Below are 16890 nucleotides of genomic sequence, written 5' to 3' on the forward strand. Positions count from 1 at the left end.
CCGGCCCGCACGGTCAGTCGACGGATATCTCCGGTATCTCCGGCGGTGCCCAGGCCGCAAGCAGCAGCGATTCGGCCGCCGCCGCCGTATAGACCGACGCCGTGAGCCAGGCGAGGGCGAAGCCCTCGGGATCGGCGGGGAGCAGCCGGCCCAGCACGTCGTGGCGGCGGTCCGCCGCCGCCTCGGCCAGCGCGAGGGCCCGCCGCGCGCCGGTGGTGAGGCCCACGGCCCGCAACCGGCGGGGGAGTTCGTCCGCCACCGCCGCGGCGGACACGGCGCGCCCGCCCGCCACCGCGCGGTCCACGGCCCGGCGCAGCAGATCCAGCTCGACGGGGAGCGCCGGCCGCGCACCCGGCACAGGGGCCACGGGCCGGTCGCCCCCCACAGCGGGGAGGTGCGAGCGGTTGAGCCGGCGCAGCCCCAGGTCCACCCGGACGGGCTCGCCGTCGTGGCCCGTCCAGGAGGCGGCCAGTACGTGCACGAGGTCGGGGCGGTCCGGTACGACCCGCGCGACGAGCCGCAGGGCCGACCCGGGGCGGGTGGCGAACAGCGCCAGGTTCTCCGCGTAGGGCAGCTCCGGCCGCTCGTCGGGCGCCGCCAGCCGCAGCACGGGCCCACCGGACACGGCGAACCCCGTCCCCCCGCCGCCCGGCTCCGGGCCGGTGAGGACGCCGTCGAGGAAGAGCAGATCGCCACCCGCGCCTCTGGTTTCGACCGGCTCGGCCAACCACCGCAGAGCCGAAGCCAGTTGCGCCGCCGGTGGCCGCTCCCAGAGGGCGGCGAGCGGCGCGTCCCGCCACCCCGCACCCGGCGCCCGTACGGAACGCACCGGCCCGCCCCCGCCGATCCGCCCGTCCGGCGAGACCGTCGGCGAGGTGAGGATCACCCCGCCGCCGTCGCCCAGCTCCCGGAGGGCGAGCGCGCAGCCGCCGGGCAGCGGCGTCCCCGACGCCTGAAGGGCCCGGTCGGGGCCACCGGGAACCACGTCGGAGCGGGTACGGAGCGAGCCGTCCGGGGTGAGCGCGTACACGGTCGCGCCCGCGTAGCCGGACGCCGTCACCACGGGCTCGGTGAACAGCCCGTACAGCCGGAGCGGCCCCTCGGGCCGGTAGTCGCGTCGGACGGGCGCCGCCGCGTCGGCCGGGCGGCGCACCAGACCGAGGAGTTCGGCGAGTTCGCCGGAGAGCTCGGAGAGCCGGAACGCGGGGTCGTCGGAGCGGGCCTCACCGAGCCGCCGCGCGATCCTGACGGCGGTGGCGGCCGGCCGGGGCAGCCCGGCCAGCCGCGCGGAGTGCGCGGCGTGCAGCAGCTCGGCTCGGTGCACGGCGCCGGACCCGGCGACACCCGAGACCAGCACGGCAGTCGCGGCATCGCCGAGGGACCGCAGCGCGCCGGACTGCGCGGCGGTGAGCCGGAACAGCCCGCCTCCGCCTCCGTCAACGCCCTCACCCCCGCCGGCGCTCCCGCCCGGGCCGCCGTTGTCGCCTTCGCCGGCGCCCTCGCTCCCGTCGGCGCCCTTGCCTCCGCCCCGGCCAGGACCGGCGCCCTCGCTCCCGTCGGCGGTCTCCTCCTCGCCCGCTTCTCCGTTCCCCAGGGCGAGCGGGGCGCTGGACAGCACGGCCGCGCGGTGCAGACAGGCCGGGGCGAGCAGGCAGTCGCACACCGCGCTCCCGGCGTCGGCCACGATCCCGCCCGTCAACCGCAGCGTGACCGCCGTGTCCTCCGCGACGCGCACGAGGATGCCCTCGCCGGTGGTCTCCACCGGCCAGCCGGCCACCTTCGCGACCGCCCCGTCCACCCGCTTGCGCAGCCGGGCGGGCAGCAGATCGAGCGCCCCGGCCGCGACCTCGGCGGACACGGGCGGCAGTACGGCCGTGGCAGGCGAGGCCGCGACGACGGATCCTGCGGAGCCGGTGGGCTCAGTGGAACGGGCGGAACCGGTCATCGGGCTGCTCCTCCTACGCGTTCGCCGACCCAGCGGGCCAGCTCCAGGGGGCTGAGCGCCGCGACCGGCATGCCCGCCCCCACCAACTGGCCCGCCACGCCCGCCGAATAGCGCGGCCGTCCCTCGTCGTCCAGCGAGGCGCAGCCCAGGACCTGACAGCCCGAGTCGACCAGCGCCCGTACCTCGGCGAGCAGCGGGGAGACCGGGCCGCCCTCCTCGAAGTCGCTGATCAGCACGGTCAGCGTGCGCGACGGTACGGTCATCAGCTCGCGGGCGTGCCGCAGCCCGCGCGCGATGTTCGTACCGCCGCCGACCCGGACCTCCAGCAGAAGGCTCAGCGGGTCCTCCACCCGGTCCGTCAGGTCGACCACCTCCGTGGAGAACGCGACGAAGTGCGTGCTGACCGCCGGGACCCCGGCCAGCACGGAGGCGGTGAGCGCGGCCCAGATGGTGGACGCCTCCATGGACCCCGAGACGTCCACGACCAGGATCAGCCGCCAGTCCGCCGACTTACGGGCCCGGGTGCGGAAGACGGGCCGCTCCGGCAGGACCGTCACCGCGCCGGTCTCCGGGTCCCGGCGGGCCGTCGCCAGATTCGCGCGCAGCGTACGGGAGAGATCCAGCGGGCCGCCGGGCCGGCGCGTCGGGCGCGGATGCGCGAGCCCGGTGAGCGCGGGGCGCATCCGGTTGGCGAGTGCTTCCGTCAACTCGGCGACCAGCCGTGCCACCAGAGGCCGCAGCCGGGCGAGCTGCTGCTCGGGGAGGCCGCCCGCGTACGACAGGACCGTACGCAGCAGTTCCACGGAGGGCCGGGCCGCCGCCGGGTCGAGTTCCAGTGCGGCGTCGAGCCGGCCGGCCTCGGCGGCGGCGGCGAGCACCTCCTCGCGCACACCGGGTCCGAAGAGCGCGGCCAGCTCCGCCGACCAGGACCGCACATCGGGATACGGGGCCCCGTCCCCGCCGCCGGTCCCGCTTCCGGTCCGTTCCTCGCTCCGGGCGCCCTCGCCGTGCCCGTACCCGTACAACTCGTCGAGTGCCCCGGCGATCCGCGCCGCCCGGCCGCCCAGCCCCCGCCCCTTGCCGAGCAGCAACCGCCACCGCTCCCCGGCGCCGAGAACCGGCTCCGCGCCTTCCGCTACGGGGCGGGCGGCCGCCGCGGCGCCTTCCTGGCGGGGCGGGGCGGAGGCACTCGGCTCGCCCTTGTCCGCCGTCGGCTCCCGCTCCTCCGCCGCGTCGGCCAGACCCCGTGCCGCCAGGGCCTCCCGGCCCGCCAGATCGGCCGAGGCGAGGAGGGCCAGGGCCGCCGGGTCGGAGAACGCGGCCGGGAGGGTGCCCGCCGCGAGGCCCGTGCGGTCCTGCACCGCGGCCAGCAGACGTGACCTGGCCGCGGGGGAGAGGATGTCGAACCCCGCCCGCAGCGCGGGCAGCCGGTCGAGGAACCCCCGGTCGGACAGCGACTCGACCCGTTCCAGCAGCGGGTCGAGCGCCCCGCCCGTCTCCAGCAGCGGGCCCGCCGCCAGCAGCGTCCCGCGCAGGAAGCCCGCCAGATCGGTACGGAGCCCGGGCGTGGTCGCACCGTCCACCCGGGACGCCACCCGGACGCCGAACTCCCCCGCATCCCGCTGCCCCAGCAGGACCCGGGCCGCCCCCGCCGCACCCCGGATCAGCGGTGTCCCCGCGGCGTCGAGCCGCCGCAGCGCCGCGTCCAGCCGCAGCCCACCGCCCCCGGCCTTCGGCGCCGGGGCTCCGTCCGCCGCACGACCCGGTGGAGCGGTGGCCCGGTCCGCCAGCGACACCAGGGCCCGCGCGTCCGCCGGATCCGTGGAGCCCGCCAGCCCGTCGAGGGCGCGGACCCCCGCCGTGGCCAGCTCCTCGTACGCCGCGTCGAGCGCGACCCGCTCCCACCCCGCCGGCAGCCCCGGCAGATGACCCGACCGGATCCGGTCCAACAGAGTGAGCCCCGCGAGCAGTTCGGGCAGGGTGCCGGAGTCCGGCAGCAGCGCGGCCGTCTCCGTCAGCCGCTCCGCCGCCAGCACGGGCAGCCCGCAGCGCGCCGCCTCCAGCAGACCGGCCAGCACCTCGGCGGCCGTCGGGCCGCCCGCGCCCCGCTCCGCCGCGCGCCGTCTGCGCAGCATCCCGGCCGCCGCCTGGTCGAGCGTCACCCCGTGCACGCCCGCCAGGTCGAGCATCGCCGCCGTCGACGGGGTCCACGCCACCACCCAGCGCGTGGTCAGCGGCGCCGCCTCGCCCACGGCCGCCACCTCGCCCTCCTCCCCGTACGGGATCCGGCAGGCGGCCAGCCGGCGCAGACACAGCTCGCGGCGCCGGTCCCGCTCCCCGCGGTGTGCGTCGAGGCGCAGCTCACGGCGGCCCGGATCGACCGGAGTGGGCAGCGACAACTCGCCGAGCAGCGCCTCCACGGCGGGTCCCAGCCCCGAACGCGGGGTGCCGGGGGCCTGCCGGCCCTGCCGCGAGCCGACCAGGACCTTCTCCATGGCGGCGGCCACGACCCGGCCCCGCCCGAGCACCCGCCCCTGCGCGAGGACGGTCTGGACCGCCTCCACCAACTCCCCGCGCCCGGCGGCGGGCAGCCCGCGCAACGCCGCGAGATCCCGGGCGACCCGGACGACCTCACGGGCGTCCACCGGTCCGCTCGGATGCCCGGCCTCCCGTACGGACGCGCAGATCCGCACCGCGGTCGCCGTCAGCAACTCGTCCAGCAGCGCGCGATCACCACCGGCGAGATACACCCCGCGCTGCCACTCCGGATCCCGGATCCCCGCCGGGTACCCGGACCGCTCGTCCAGCAGCGCGTACGTGTACGGCACGAGCGAGGTGACGACCTCCCCGGCGCCGTTCCCTGCGCTCGCGTGGATGTCCGTCTCCGCACCGTCCGCCTCCGCCCTGCCGGGCAGCAGCGCGGGCGCGTGAAAGGCCCCGATCACGGCGGCCGTACGGCGGCCCCGGTGCTCCGCCAGCCGCCGCCGCATGTTCGCCTCACGCCGCAGGTCGTACGGGTCCACCGGGCCCGCGTCGGCCCGCAGCGCCCAGCCGACCAGCAGTGCGGCCCGGCGCAGCGCCTCCGCGTCCGATCCGGGGGCCACGGCCTCGACGAGCCGGTCCCACAGGTCGTCGCCGGGCCGTCCGCCGACCCGGGCGCGCAGCGCGGCGGCGAGCGTGCCGGGGACGACGCCCGATCCGCCCCGCGGCTCCGGCGCGCCCGCCCCGGTCTCCTCCCGGCGGCGTGCCGTCGCCCGCGCCGCCAGCGGCAGGTCGAAGGCGACGACCTCCACCCCCGCCGCCCTTGCCCAGCGGATGGCGGCCAGCTCCGGCGAGAACTCCGCGAACGGCAGGAACACCAGCCCGCTCCCCGCCCCGTCCCCCGGGCCGTCCGAGTCCGCGGTGGTGCCCGCCAGCGCGACCGGCTCCACCGTCTCCGGGTCGGCGAGATACGGCAGCCAGGCCCCGAACTCCTCCGGCAGCTCGACGAACACCACCTCCGGCGCCGCCTCCGCCAGCATCGCCGGTACGGCCGCGGCCAGCGCAGGGGAGTGGTGCCGTACCCCGATCAGATACGGCTCCCGGCATCCGGCGAGCGCCTCCAGCGCCCCCGGGACCCCGGCCGCGTCACCGCCCGCCCCACAGGCCCCGGCCTGATCGACCGGAGCCTGCCCGACCGGAGCCTGCCCGACCGGCGCCTGCCCGGCCCCCGCCTCACCCCAGCTCATGGCGCAGCTCCCACAGCGTCCGCCACAGCGGTGCCCCCGCCTCCGCACGGCGCCGGACCGGGCCGTCCCAGTAACCCAGCAGCCGCGCGTGGTCGGCCGGGTCGTCCTTGCGTACGGTGCCGAGCAGATGGCCCGGCAGCGTCCGTACGACATCCCGGCCCTCGCCGAGATAGGCCGCGCCCAGCCCCATGGACGTGGCGACGTGGACCGCCTCCGCCGTCGACATCACCGTCGAGGGGCGCTCGATCTCCCAGCCCTCCGCGCTCCGCCCGGTGCGCAGCTCCCGGAACGCCGTCACCAGCGCTTCGAGCACCGTGTCGTCCACCAGGAGTTCCGTGCCGCCGCGTGCCAGTGCCGCCGTCGCCTGAGCACGGACCAGCGCCGTCTCGGCCTCCAGATCGTCGATCGGGCCGACCGTCTCGAAGTTGAACCGGCGCTTCAGCGCGGCGGACATCTCGGAGACCCCCTTGTCGCGGAGATTGGCCGTGGCGATCAGCGTGAAGCCGGGGACCGCGTGCACCGTTCCCTCCCCGCCGTCCCCGCCCGCCAGTTCGGGCACCGACATCCGGCGCTCGGAGAGCAGCGAGACCAGCGAGTCCTGCACCTCCGGCAGCATGCGGGTGACCTCTTCGACCCGGGCCACGGCGCCGCGCGTCATGGCCGTGAGAACCGGGGAAGGCACCAGGGCTTCCCTGCTCGGGCCCTTGGCGAGGAGCATCGCGTAGTTCCAGCCGTAGCGGAGCTGGTCCTCCGTGGTGCCCGCGGTGCCCTGCACGGTGAGCGTGCTGGCGCCGCAGACGGCGGCGGCCAGCAGCTCGGAGAGCATCGACTTCGCCGTGCCCGGCTCACCGACGAGGAGCAGCCCGCGCTCGCCCGCCAGCGTCACCACACAGCGCTCCACCAGTGACCGGTCGCCGACGAACTTCCTGGTGACGACGAGCTGTTCGCCGTCCGGGGCGCGCAGTGGCTCCTCGCCCGAACCGCAGATGAACAGCACCACCGCGCGCGGCGTCAGCCGCCAGCTCGGCGGCCGTGGTCCGGTGTCGTACGCCGCCAGGAACGCCAGCTCCGCCGCGTACCGGTCCTCCGGGAGCTCCAACTGCCGCCCCGGCCCTGACCCGGAATCCGTCTCCGTACCCATCCCCGCGCCGTCCTTCTCCGTACCTGTGCCCGTGCCCGACGGCCTGCCCGCCGGACCCACACCTGCGTCCACGCCCGCCGGAACCGCACCTGCGCCCACGCCCGCCGGTCCCACTCCGGGCCTCCCCGCGTCCGTCATCGCCGGCCTCCCCGGCGGCCGCGCCCGCCGCGCCCCTGGAACTCCTCGTACCCCGGCGCGTCGCCCTCGGCGACCCGCCGCCAGGCGGCCTCGAACAGCCGCTCCACCGGCCGGTGACCGACCACGAACCCCGGCATGTCCATCGCCAGGAGTGCCGTCTTCCAGCTCTCCGAGGGCAGTCGCGGGGTGGACACCTCCACCCAGCCGCCGGGCAGGAAGAGCGACCGGCCCGCCCTGGCCCGCTTGGCCTCCACCACCAGGTCGGTGGCGGCCAGTTCGGCCCGTGCCTTCTTCAACCGGGCGGGCTTCCAGCCGGTCCACGCGGCCTGGTTCCGGTCGGTCGGATCCGGCAGCGCGAGCAGCATCAGATAGAGCGCCGCCGCGTCCTCGGAGAGCCCCGACCGGCCGGCCGCCTCCGCCACCAGCTCCGGGGCGCTGTGGCACGGGTTCTGCTGCGCCCCCGGCGCGCCGTCGGCCGAGACCAGCTCCATGAACTCCTCGCCCAGCACCGTCCGCAGGGCGGCCAGCGCGGGCGCGTGGCCCGCCATCGCCGCCAGCAGCTTCAGATCAGGATGGTCGGGCCCGCCCTCCCCCACGTGTCCGGGCCCGCCCGCGGCGTCGCGCGGCACGACGGCCGCCGGACGCAGCCAGACCGAGTCCGCGCCCTGGCCGTACCGGTCCGGCGCCAGCACCAGCGCCGGGGACAGCTCGAACAGCTCCTTCTCGCCCGCCGCGCGCGTCGGCGCCACCCCGTGCGCCTCGCGTAGCCGCGGCGACACCGGGTCCCACGCCGAGTCCCGGTCGACGCCCAGGTGCAGCAGCAGCCCCGGGTCGGCCAGCCGCTCGCGCACCCTCCGCACCGTCGTCGGCAGGACGGCGCGCAGCGGGTCGCCGTACGGCAGCCGGTACGCCAGCCAGCGCACCGCGTCCACCAGCCCGGCCAGCCCGGACGCCGTCAGCAGCCGGTGCGGTTCGGCCGCCTCCAGCGCGCCGTCGACCAGGCGCTGTTCCGTACGGCCCGTCAGCGACTCCAGCAGCTCCGGGTTGAGCGCGTCGTTCACCACCGTGCCGCCGTACCCCTCGGCCACCATCCGCCGGACCAGCCACGCCGGGGTGGCCCGCCGACGGCCGCGCGCGGCGATCCACGCGCCGGCCACCGGCTCCACCGCGAAGCCGTCCGTCCACAGCTCCGCCACCCGCGCCGGATCACCGGGCAGCAGCAGCGCGGTGTACGTGGTCAGCTCCGCCGCGCTCAGCACACTCAGCGCGGCGCGCCCCACCTGGGCCTCGGCGCTCTTCGCACCCAGCGGCTCCAGATACCCGGCGCTCAGCACGTCCTGCCCCCGGTAGCCGTTCAGCCCGGGGGAGCCCAGCTGGAGCAGGGCGGCCGCGACAGCCGTCGTCCCGACCCGCTCCGCGAAGTCCACGGCCCACTCCGGGCGGTACGCCAGCGGCCCGCGCTCCCGCACCAGCTCCACCAGGCGGCGTACCGCGGGCGCCCGCAGCGGGTCGTCCGCCGCGCCCAGCACCTCCGACGCGACGACCGTGCCGCCGTCCCAGCCGCCGAAGGCCCCGGCCGGGTCGTACTCGACGGCGTGCCAGAACGCGTCCTTCCCGTCGGTGCGCACGTGGCCGAGGACCAGCAGCCGCCGCGCCCCCGCGTGCCGCACCTCTCCACCGGACGCCTGGCCCTCCCCGCTCGCCGGGGCCCGCAGCTCCACCGTGCGCAGCCGGCCGCGCGGATCGATCAGCAGGGTGTCACCACCCGCCCCGGTCCCCGCCTCCCCGGCGCCGTCGGCCACCACGGACAGCGCCGTGTCCAGGAACTCCAGGAGCGCGGCCCGCTGCTTCTCCTCCGTGGCGGGCGAGGCGGCCCGCACCGCGAGCGCGGCCATGCCCGCACCGCACAGCGTCACCCACCCCACGCTCACGCTCTTCAGATCCGTACGGCCCGGGACCGCGCCCGGCGCCAGCACCTCGCGCACCCGCCGGATCTGGTCGAGGACCGCCGTGCCGCCCTGCGCCCGGGACGGGTAGTAGCGGGCGTACGGCGAGCGGGCGAAGCCGCGGAACGTCTCGCTCAGCACCCCGTCGAAGGCGTGCCGCGCCCCCGGGCCGCGCTGCCCGTCCGAGGCGTCCCGCGCGGCCCGCGCGGCGAGGGTGCGCACGCGCCCGGCGTGCCGCACAGCCTCCGCCAGCACCCCGGCCACGCCCGCCACCAGCGCCGGGTGCGTGAGCCCGGGCAGCAGTTCACGCACCACCCCCTCGGCCTTCGCCACCGTCTCCGCGTGCGTCCCCTCGCCGACGGCGGCCAGCAGCGCCGCCGCGTCCTCGTCGGTCACCGCGCGCAGCACGGCCGAGCCCCGCTCGTCACGGGGGCGCAGCGCGTGCCAGTGGGCCAGCGGCGCCACGAGGGGCGTACCGGCGGCGTACGCCCCGCCGCGGTCGTTCTCCTCCACCTGGGCGAGACGGATGCCCTCGGCGTCGTACACATCGATGTGGGAGCGGTATCCGGTCGTCTCCCGGAGGTGCAGCACGGCCCCGCCGGGCAGCCGCAGCGGCGGCAGGGGAAGGCCGGTGGGAAGGTGCCCGGGGTACGGGTCCGCGGGCAGCGGGACGGCCGGACTGCGGCTGCCGTCCACCGAACAGGCCGTCAGCGTCCGCGCCTTCGGGTCGTGCGTCACCCACCACCCCAGCAGCCCGTCCGCCGTACCGAACGGCGAGGACTCCTGACCCGGCTGTACGGGAAGCAGCCGGCACGCGTGTTCCACCAGCTGTACGCCGCCGCCCGTGAGCGCCGAGTCGAAGAAGCCCGGCACCGAGATCCGGCCCCTGCGGGCGGACTCCGGGTCGTACTCCCACCACTGGTCCTCGTGCAGCACCCAGACGGAGATGCCGTCCGAGGCGACCGGGCGGCGCTCCGCCGCGAACGAGGTGTCGCCCGCGTACACCGGCCGGCCGCCGTAGCAGCGTCCGCCGTCGGGCAGCTCGAACGACGCCGACCGGCTGTACGACCAGTGGTCGGACAGGTCGCCCGCGGGTGTGAACACCTCGGCGGGCCGCCCGGACCACACGGCCCGCCGGTCGTCGCCGTACCCGTGGGCGACCAGCCACTGGCCGCCCACGTAGCGGACCGACACCCGGTGCCGGTCCTGGCCGGACCCGGCCGGAACGGGGAGGGTCCGCCGGTCGAGGACCTCGGTGGGCCCCACCGCCGCGGCCTCCGAGTTGAGGTGCACCAGCAGGGCCGGCCAGGCGTCCCCCACCTGGTAGAAGCGGTCCGCCCCGTGGCCGTGCCAGTGGTTCGAACCGGGCGGGGCGACCTCGCCGAGCCCCGGCAGGGCCTCCTCCAGCGCGGGCCAGCCCAGCTCGTCCAGGATGCCCGCGCGCAAGGTCCTCGCCAGCGCCGGGGCGGGCGAGACCGCCGTGATCCGGGCGACCGCCTCCGGCGCGGTGGCCAGCACCGGGCCGGACGAGAAGCGGCTCAGCCGCCTCAACTGCTCGCTCAGCTCCGGCAGTCCGAAGGGCCGCGACAGGTCGTCGGCCCGGTCTCCGAGCCAGCCCACGAGCGCCGTGCGCAGCGCGGGGTGGGCGACGATCCTGTCCAGCCGCTCCGTGGCGTCCCCGGTGTCCGCGGCCTCCTCCACACCGGCGCGCAGCAGCGCGGTGAACCGCGGGTCGGCCGCGAGCGCCGCCAGGTCCCTGGCTCCCGCGGACGTGTCCGACAGCCACTCGTCGAGGCGGAGACAGCTGTCGCCCGGCGCGGGACCGGCCACCGGCACACCCCACGCGAGACACGCGTCGAGCAGATCCAGGTCCGCGCTCACGTGCCGGCCGCGGTTCCCCAGCAGCCGCACCGGCGTGCCGTCCGCCACCAGCCGGTCCACCAGCCGTTCGGCCAGCGCCAGTTCGGCGGGGAGCCGCCGGGAACTCCGCCAGCCGCGCCGCCGGTGGCCGGCCCACCCGGACAGCCACTCGGCCGCCGGCACCGTCCCGTCCACCAGCAGCTCGATCGCGCCGCACCGGTCCAGCAACTCCAGCCAGGAGGCGTCGAACTCCTCCGGCCGGTCCCCGCCCGTGGTCGGCAGCAGGGTCAGCAGCCGCTCCCGCACCGAGCGGTCCCCGGCAGCGACCGAGGCCAGCGCGGGCAGCGCCGACTTCCAGAAGCTCCCCGCCGCCCGGTTCATCGGACCCGTGTGGATGATCTCCCGGAGCAGCGAGCGCTCCTCCTCCGCCGCGTCCAGCCCCGCGCCCTTCGCGAGACGCCGCAGGTCCTCCAGCATGCCCGCGTACGGGGCGAGTCCGGCCGCGCACCGCTCCAGCGAGACCGCCCGGAACTGTCCGTACGCCTCCGCCGCCGACAGCCGGGCCGTCAGCGCCTTCGCGTGCTCACGCAGCGCCTTGCCGCTCAGCGCGCCCGCCCCGGCGAACTCCAGGAACACCTCCCGCAGCCGCGCCTCGTCCACCGCCAGGGCATGCCGCTGCTCCGCCGCCCGCGCCTTGCCGAAGAACACCGAGGCGTGCTGCCGGGACTCGATCCCCAGGAAGAGCCGCGCCACCTGCTCGTAGAACGTGGGCAGGAAGTGCGGTACGGAGCGGTCCAGGCGCTCGCCGATCTCGTCGAACCCCTCCTTCGCCAGCCCCGGTTTGGTGGTGACGAGCCGGGTCAGCCGCTCCATCTCCTTCACCACGGCCAGCGCGTGATGCCCGTTGCCCGGGTCGTTGACCAGCGCCCAGGCGGGGAAGCCCAGCGACTGCCGCCTGACCCGGCCGACCGGCTCCGCCCGCGGCGCGCCGAATCCCAGGTACTCCAGCGACAGGTCCTCGGCCGCCCCGATCGCCTCGGGCACCAGCCGGACCACGGCGCGCCCGTCCAGCGCCGGGTGTCCGTACGCCCGCGCCGTGAGCACATCGCCCTCCGTGCCGCCCCCGTACGGCAGGACCCCTCCGGCGTCCAGCAGAACCCTGTCCGGCCCCCCGGCCGTACGCGCCGACCCGGCCCGCTCGCCCGGAGCCTCGTTCCCCAACGGTCGTACGTCGCTCACAGCGCCTTCTCCTCGTCACTCTCGACCACGCGGCCCGCGTACACCAGCGCGGCCATCCGCTCGCCCTCGGACCAGGCGACCGGCCCCACCTCGGCGAGCGGCAGCCGCCGCCCCGCCGTGTCGCGCCACTCCAGCGCGCCCGTCAGCGTCTCCCCTTCGGGGTAGTCGTCCCCCAGCCAGTACGCCGCCTCCAGCGCCCGGCCGTCCTCCACCAGCGGACAGACGGCCTGGCCGCCGCGCACCCGGTAGCCGAGCGAGACCGCGCGCGCCGTGGCGTGCCGCAACTGCGCGAACTTCCCGTCGGCGTACGCCCGCCACACCCCCGGCCCTGCGGCATCGACCGTCCTGGCCGCCCCGGCCACATCGACCGTCCCGCCCGTACCGGCGGTCCCGTCGGCCGCGTCGCCGCTCCCCGAGAGGTCCGGCCGCCGCCACACCTCGCGGAAGAGCTGCTCCGCCCCCTGCTCGACCCCCAGCTCCGCGGCGAACTCCCGCAGCTCCGACAGGCCTTCGAGGAGCACCGGATGGGGCAGCAGCACCGTCTCCACCGCCGCCGGATCCAGCCGCACCGAGTCCCCGTCCAGATCGACGATCCCCAGCCCCCGCACCGGATCCGCGTCCCGCAGGAAACCGGCGCGCGCGGTGTCCGCGGAGCCGTCCGGGGCCACCGGCGCCACCACCAGATCGCGCAGCACCGCCTGCCACGCCGGATCCGGCCATACCCGCGCCAGCAGGGCCACCGGGACCGGCAGCGACCGGACCAGCCAGCCGTCCACCTGCTCCCGGCACTCCCGCTCGTGCCGCTCCAGCCACTCGGCGAGCTGCCGCAGCCGCACCACCTCGGCGTCGTCCTTGAGCTTGGGCGGCACCTGTTTCAGCGTCCGCCCCGCGGCGTTGCGGCACAGCACCTTCGCGCCGTCCAGCGCGACGGCGTACCCACCCGACGTTTCGATCCAGCCCACGGCAGGACCCCCTCCCCGACCTCTGGTTTCCGAGCTGCCATGACCCTAGGTGACGGGTCTGACAACGTCCCGGCGGTGTGTGTGAGGCTGTGGAAAACCTCCGTCACGGCCGCGCAACGGCCCGGCAATCCGGGCCCGGCAGTATCGGGCCCATGACGGAGCAGGCGAGCACGCACCCCCACACCCTGGTCGTCGTGGCCCACGGCAGCCGCGACCCGCGCGCCCTGCGCACCGTCACGGCGCTCCTGGACCGGGTACGCGAACTGCGCCCCGGCGTGGACGTACGCCTCGGCCACATCGAGATCGAGGAACCCCTCCTCTCCGACACCCTGGCCTCCCTCACCGGCGGCCGGACGAACCGGCCCGACCTGCCCCTCCTGACCGACCCGCCCGCCCGGGCCGTGCTCGTACCGCTGCTGCTGAGCCGCGGTACCCACATCAAGCGCGACCTGCCGGCCTTCGCCGCCGCTGCCGCGCCCCGGCTGGAGATCCGCGTCGCCGCCCCGCTCGGCCCGCACCCGCTCCTGGTCGAGGCCCTGTACGACCGACTCCTCGAAGCGGGCTGGCCCGCGGACACCGCGCACCGCGGCGCCGGCGTCGTCCTGGCCGCCGCCGGGTCCCGCGACCCGGAGTCCGCCGCCGACACCCGCCGTACGGCCGGACTCCTCGGCGAGCGCCTCGGCGGCGTCCCGGTCCTGCCCGCGTACGCCTCCGCGGCCTCGCCCACGGTCCCCGAGGCGCTGCGCGCCCTCGCCGCCCGCGGTCGGCACCGGATCGCGATCGCCTCGTACTTCACCGCGCCCGGATACTTCGCCACCCGCAGCACCGCCGCCGCGCCCTGGATCGCGGCGGCCCCGCTCGGCGCGCACCCCGCGATGGCCCGGCTGCTCCTGCACCGTTACGACGAGGCCCTCGCGGCGCCGCGCGAAGCGACGGGCCACCACCTCCTCGCCTCCGTATAACCCGCCCGCCCCCACGCCCCGGCCCCACGCTCTCGCAGAGCCCCCGCCGCCCCGCCCGCCGAGCCGTTCGCCGGGCCCGCCGGTTACGGTCGGCGCATGGCAGGCACCACCGGAACCACCCCACCGCCCCCCTCGGCACCGGCGGGCGCGTACGACGACCAGGCCACCGAGCGCTGGGACGCCGAACCCGACAAACGCCCCGGCCGCACCGCGTTCCAGCGCGACCGCGCCCGCGTGCTGCACTCCGCCGCCCTGCGCCGGCTGGCCGGAAAGACCCAGGTGGTCACGCCCGGCTCCCGCAGTCAGGAGTGGGACGCCAGTCCCCGTACCCGGCTGACCCACTCCCTGGAGTGCGCCCAGGTGGGCCGCGAGCTGGGCGCGGCCCTCGGCTGCGACCCCGATCTCGTCGAGACCGCCTGTCTCGCCCATGACATGGGCCATCCGCCGTTCGGCCACAACGGTGAGCAGGCCCTCAACCAATTCGCCGCGGACTGCGGCGGCTTCGAGGGCAACGCCCAGTCGCTCAGGCTGCTGACCCGGATCGAGCCCAAACGTTTCGTCCGGTCCCCGGAGAGCGGCGAACTCGTCAGCGTCGGCCTCAACCTCACCCGCGCCGCGCTCGACGCCGCCACCAAATACCCGTGGCCGCGCGGCGCCCACCCCACCCGGCCCGATTCGGTCAAGTTCGGGGTGTACGAGGACGACCTGCCGGTCTTCCGCTGGGCCCGCGCGGGCGCCCCGGCGGGCCGCGTCTGCTTCGAGGCACAGGTCATGGACTGGTCCGACGACGTGGCCTACTCGGTCCACGACTTCGAGGACGCCCTGCACGCCGGCCATGTCGACCCCGCCGCCCTCGCCTCCGAGGCCGAGCGCGGCGGGATCTGGGAGGTCGCGGTCGGCCGCTACGTACCGGCGGACACCGACCCGGGCGAGCTGGCCGCGGCCCTCGACCGCCTCATGGCCCAGGAGTGGTGGCCGCACGGCTACGACGGCTCCGCCCTCGCCCAGTCCCGCCTCAAGGACGCCACCAGCCAGCTCATCGGCCGCTTCTGCGAGGCCGCCGAGAGCGCGACCCGGCGGACGTACGGCACGGGCCCGCTCACCCGGTACGCCGCCGAACTCGTCGTCCCGCGCGGCGCCCGCCACGAGTGCGCCGTCCTCAAGGCCGTCGCCGACCGCTACGTCATGCAGCGCGCCGAACAGGAGGCCCTCCGCGCCGACCAGCGCGTCGTCCTGGCGGAACTCGCCCAGGCGCTGACGGCCCGCGCCCCGCACGGGCTCGACCCGCAGTTCCGCGCGCTGTTCACGGCCGCCGCCGACGACGCGGCGCGCAAACGCGTCGTCGTCGACCAGATCGCCTCGCTCACGGACACCTCGGCCCGTTCCCTCCACGCGGAACTGACCGGCCACGCGGAACGGACCGGGAGAACAGAGAAGAACTGACCGACCGCACCTGAGGCGAATGAGCGACCCGCGCCCCTCGTAGCACGCACCTGGCGCCCACTTTCGGCGCGGGCGTGTACGAAAGTAACCGGATCTTGTCGGATCCCGTCGGATCCGGCCGAGAGTCAGGCCCGTGGAGCGCTCCCTCTTTCGCCATCACGCTCCGTGCGGGACGCTCACAGATGGCGGCAGCGCGAAGAGGAGGCATCAAGTGGTCGACGCACATCGGACATTTGTCATCGTCGGTGGAGGGCTGGCCGGGGCGAAGGCCGCGGAATCCCTCCGGAAGGAGGGGTTCACCGGCCGGGTGATCCTCATCGGTGACGAGCGCGACCACCCCTACGAACGCCCGCCCCTGTCCAAGGGGTATCTGGCCGGCAAGGAGGAGCGCGACAGCGTCTTCGTCCAGGAACCGGCTTGGTACGCACAGGCCCAGGTCGAGCTGCACCTCGGCCAGAGCGTCACCTCCGTGGACCGCGACGCCCGGTGCGTGCATCTCGGCGACGGCACCTCCCTGCGGTACGACAAGCTGCTCTTGGCGACCGGCGCCGAGCCCCGCAGGCTGGACATCCCCGGCACGGATCTGGCGGGCGTCCACCATCTGCGCAGGCTCGCCCACGCGGACCGGCTGCGCCAGGTCCTGACCGCACTCGGCCGCGACAACGGCCATCTCGTGATCGCGGGCGCCGGCTGGATCGGCCTGGAGGTCGCCGCGGCGGCCCGTGGCTACGGCGCGGAGGTCACCGTCGTCGAGCCCGAGGCGACCCCGCTCCACCGGGTCATCGGCCCCGAGCTGGGCCAGCTCTTCACCGAACTGCACCAGGAGCACGGCGTACGGTTCCACTTCGGCGCCCGGCTCACCGAGATCACCGGCCAGGACGGCATGGTCCTGGCGGCCCGCACGGACGACGGTGAGGAGCACCCGGCGCACGACGTGCTCGCCGCGATCGGCGCGGCCCCGCGCACCGCCCTCGCCGAGGCCGCCGGGCTCGCGCTCGCCGACCGGTCCACGGGCGGCGGCATCGCCGTGGACTCCGCGCTGCGCACCTCCGACCCCGACATCTTCGCCGCCGGGGACGTGGCGGCCGTACCGCTGCCGGGCTGGGGAGCCTCGCTCGCCGTCGACCGGGTGCGCGTCGAACACTGGGCCAACGCCCTCAACGGCGGCCCGGCGGCCGCGCGCGCCATGCTCGGCCTGGACGTCGTCTACGACCGGGTTCCGTACTTCTTCTCCGACCAGTACGACCTCGGCCTAGAGTACTCGGGCTGGGCGCCGCCCGGCTCGTACGACCAGGTGGTGGTGCGCGGCGACGTGGGGAAGCGGGAGTTCGTCGCCTTCTGGCTGAAGGACCGCAAGGTGCTCGCCGGGATGAACGTCAACGTGTGGGACGTCACCGAGGACATCCAGCGCCTGATCCGCTCGGGCGCCCGCCAGGATCTGGACGCCCTCGCCGATCCCAACGCCCCGCTCGCCTCCCTGGCCACCTGACGACCGACGCCCCTTGGCCACCTGACAGCCGGCCTCC

Annotated in this window: 8 protein-coding genes; 3 read left to right on the forward strand and 5 right to left on the reverse strand. The window is 76.4% G+C overall.

Going from position 1 to position 16890, the window contains the following annotated elements:
* Positions 1–13: 13 nt before the first annotated feature.
* The 5 genes from ACFTZC_RS13045 to ACFTZC_RS13065 form a co-directional block, all read right to left on the reverse strand.
* Entirely contained in the window at positions 14–1945 is a 1932-nt protein-coding gene (locus ACFTZC_RS13045; protein ID WP_382888897.1) for a hypothetical protein, read from the reverse strand.
* Positions 1942–5673, reverse strand: coding sequence for a DUF5682 family protein (locus ACFTZC_RS13050; protein WP_382888899.1), 3732 nt, complete (start codon positions 5671–5673; stop codon positions 1942–1944). The genes ACFTZC_RS13045 and ACFTZC_RS13050 overlap by 4 nt, the downstream gene beginning before the upstream one ends.
* Positions 5660–6814 (reverse strand): AAA family ATPase, encoded by a 1155-nt coding sequence (locus ACFTZC_RS13055; RefSeq protein ID WP_382888901.1) that lies wholly within the window; start codon positions 6812–6814, stop codon positions 5660–5662. Before ACFTZC_RS13055 ends, ACFTZC_RS13050 begins: the two co-directional genes overlap by 14 nt.
* Before the next feature lie 134 nt (positions 6815–6948).
* The gene (locus tag ACFTZC_RS13060) at positions 6949–11997 is read right to left on the reverse strand and encodes a hypothetical protein (protein WP_382888903.1); all 5049 of its coding nucleotides are present in this window, start codon (positions 11995–11997) and stop codon (positions 6949–6951) included.
* Positions 11994–12959, reverse strand: coding sequence for a DUF4132 domain-containing protein (locus ACFTZC_RS13065; RefSeq protein WP_382888904.1), 966 nt, complete (start codon positions 12957–12959; stop codon positions 11994–11996). The genes ACFTZC_RS13060 and ACFTZC_RS13065 overlap by 4 nt, the downstream gene beginning before the upstream one ends.
* Positions 12960–13111: 152 nt before the next feature.
* On the opposite strand from ACFTZC_RS13065, the gene ACFTZC_RS13070 reads away from it, so the two are divergent.
* The 3 genes from ACFTZC_RS13070 (at position 13112) to ACFTZC_RS13080 (ending at position 16853) form a co-directional block, all read left to right on the forward strand.
* Positions 13112–13921, forward strand: a complete 810-nt coding sequence (locus tag ACFTZC_RS13070) for a sirohydrochlorin chelatase (RefSeq protein ID WP_382888906.1) — start codon at positions 13112–13114, stop codon at positions 13919–13921.
* 96 nt (positions 13922–14017) lie between these two features.
* Positions 14018–15364: a deoxyguanosinetriphosphate triphosphohydrolase gene (locus ACFTZC_RS13075; protein ID WP_382888908.1), complete on the forward strand. Its 1347-nt coding sequence runs from the start codon at positions 14018–14020 to the stop codon at positions 15362–15364.
* A 211-nt stretch (positions 15365–15575) separates the two neighbouring features.
* The gene (locus ACFTZC_RS13080) at positions 15576–16853 is read left to right on the forward strand and encodes an NAD(P)/FAD-dependent oxidoreductase (protein WP_382888910.1); all 1278 of its coding nucleotides are present in this window, start codon (positions 15576–15578) and stop codon (positions 16851–16853) included.
* The last annotated feature ends 37 nt before the right edge of the window (positions 16854–16890 follow it).

It is taken from the genome of Streptomyces sp. NPDC056987 (genome assembly GCF_042673865.1).
Classification (GTDB): Bacteria; Actinomycetota; Actinomycetes; order Streptomycetales; family Streptomycetaceae; genus Streptomyces.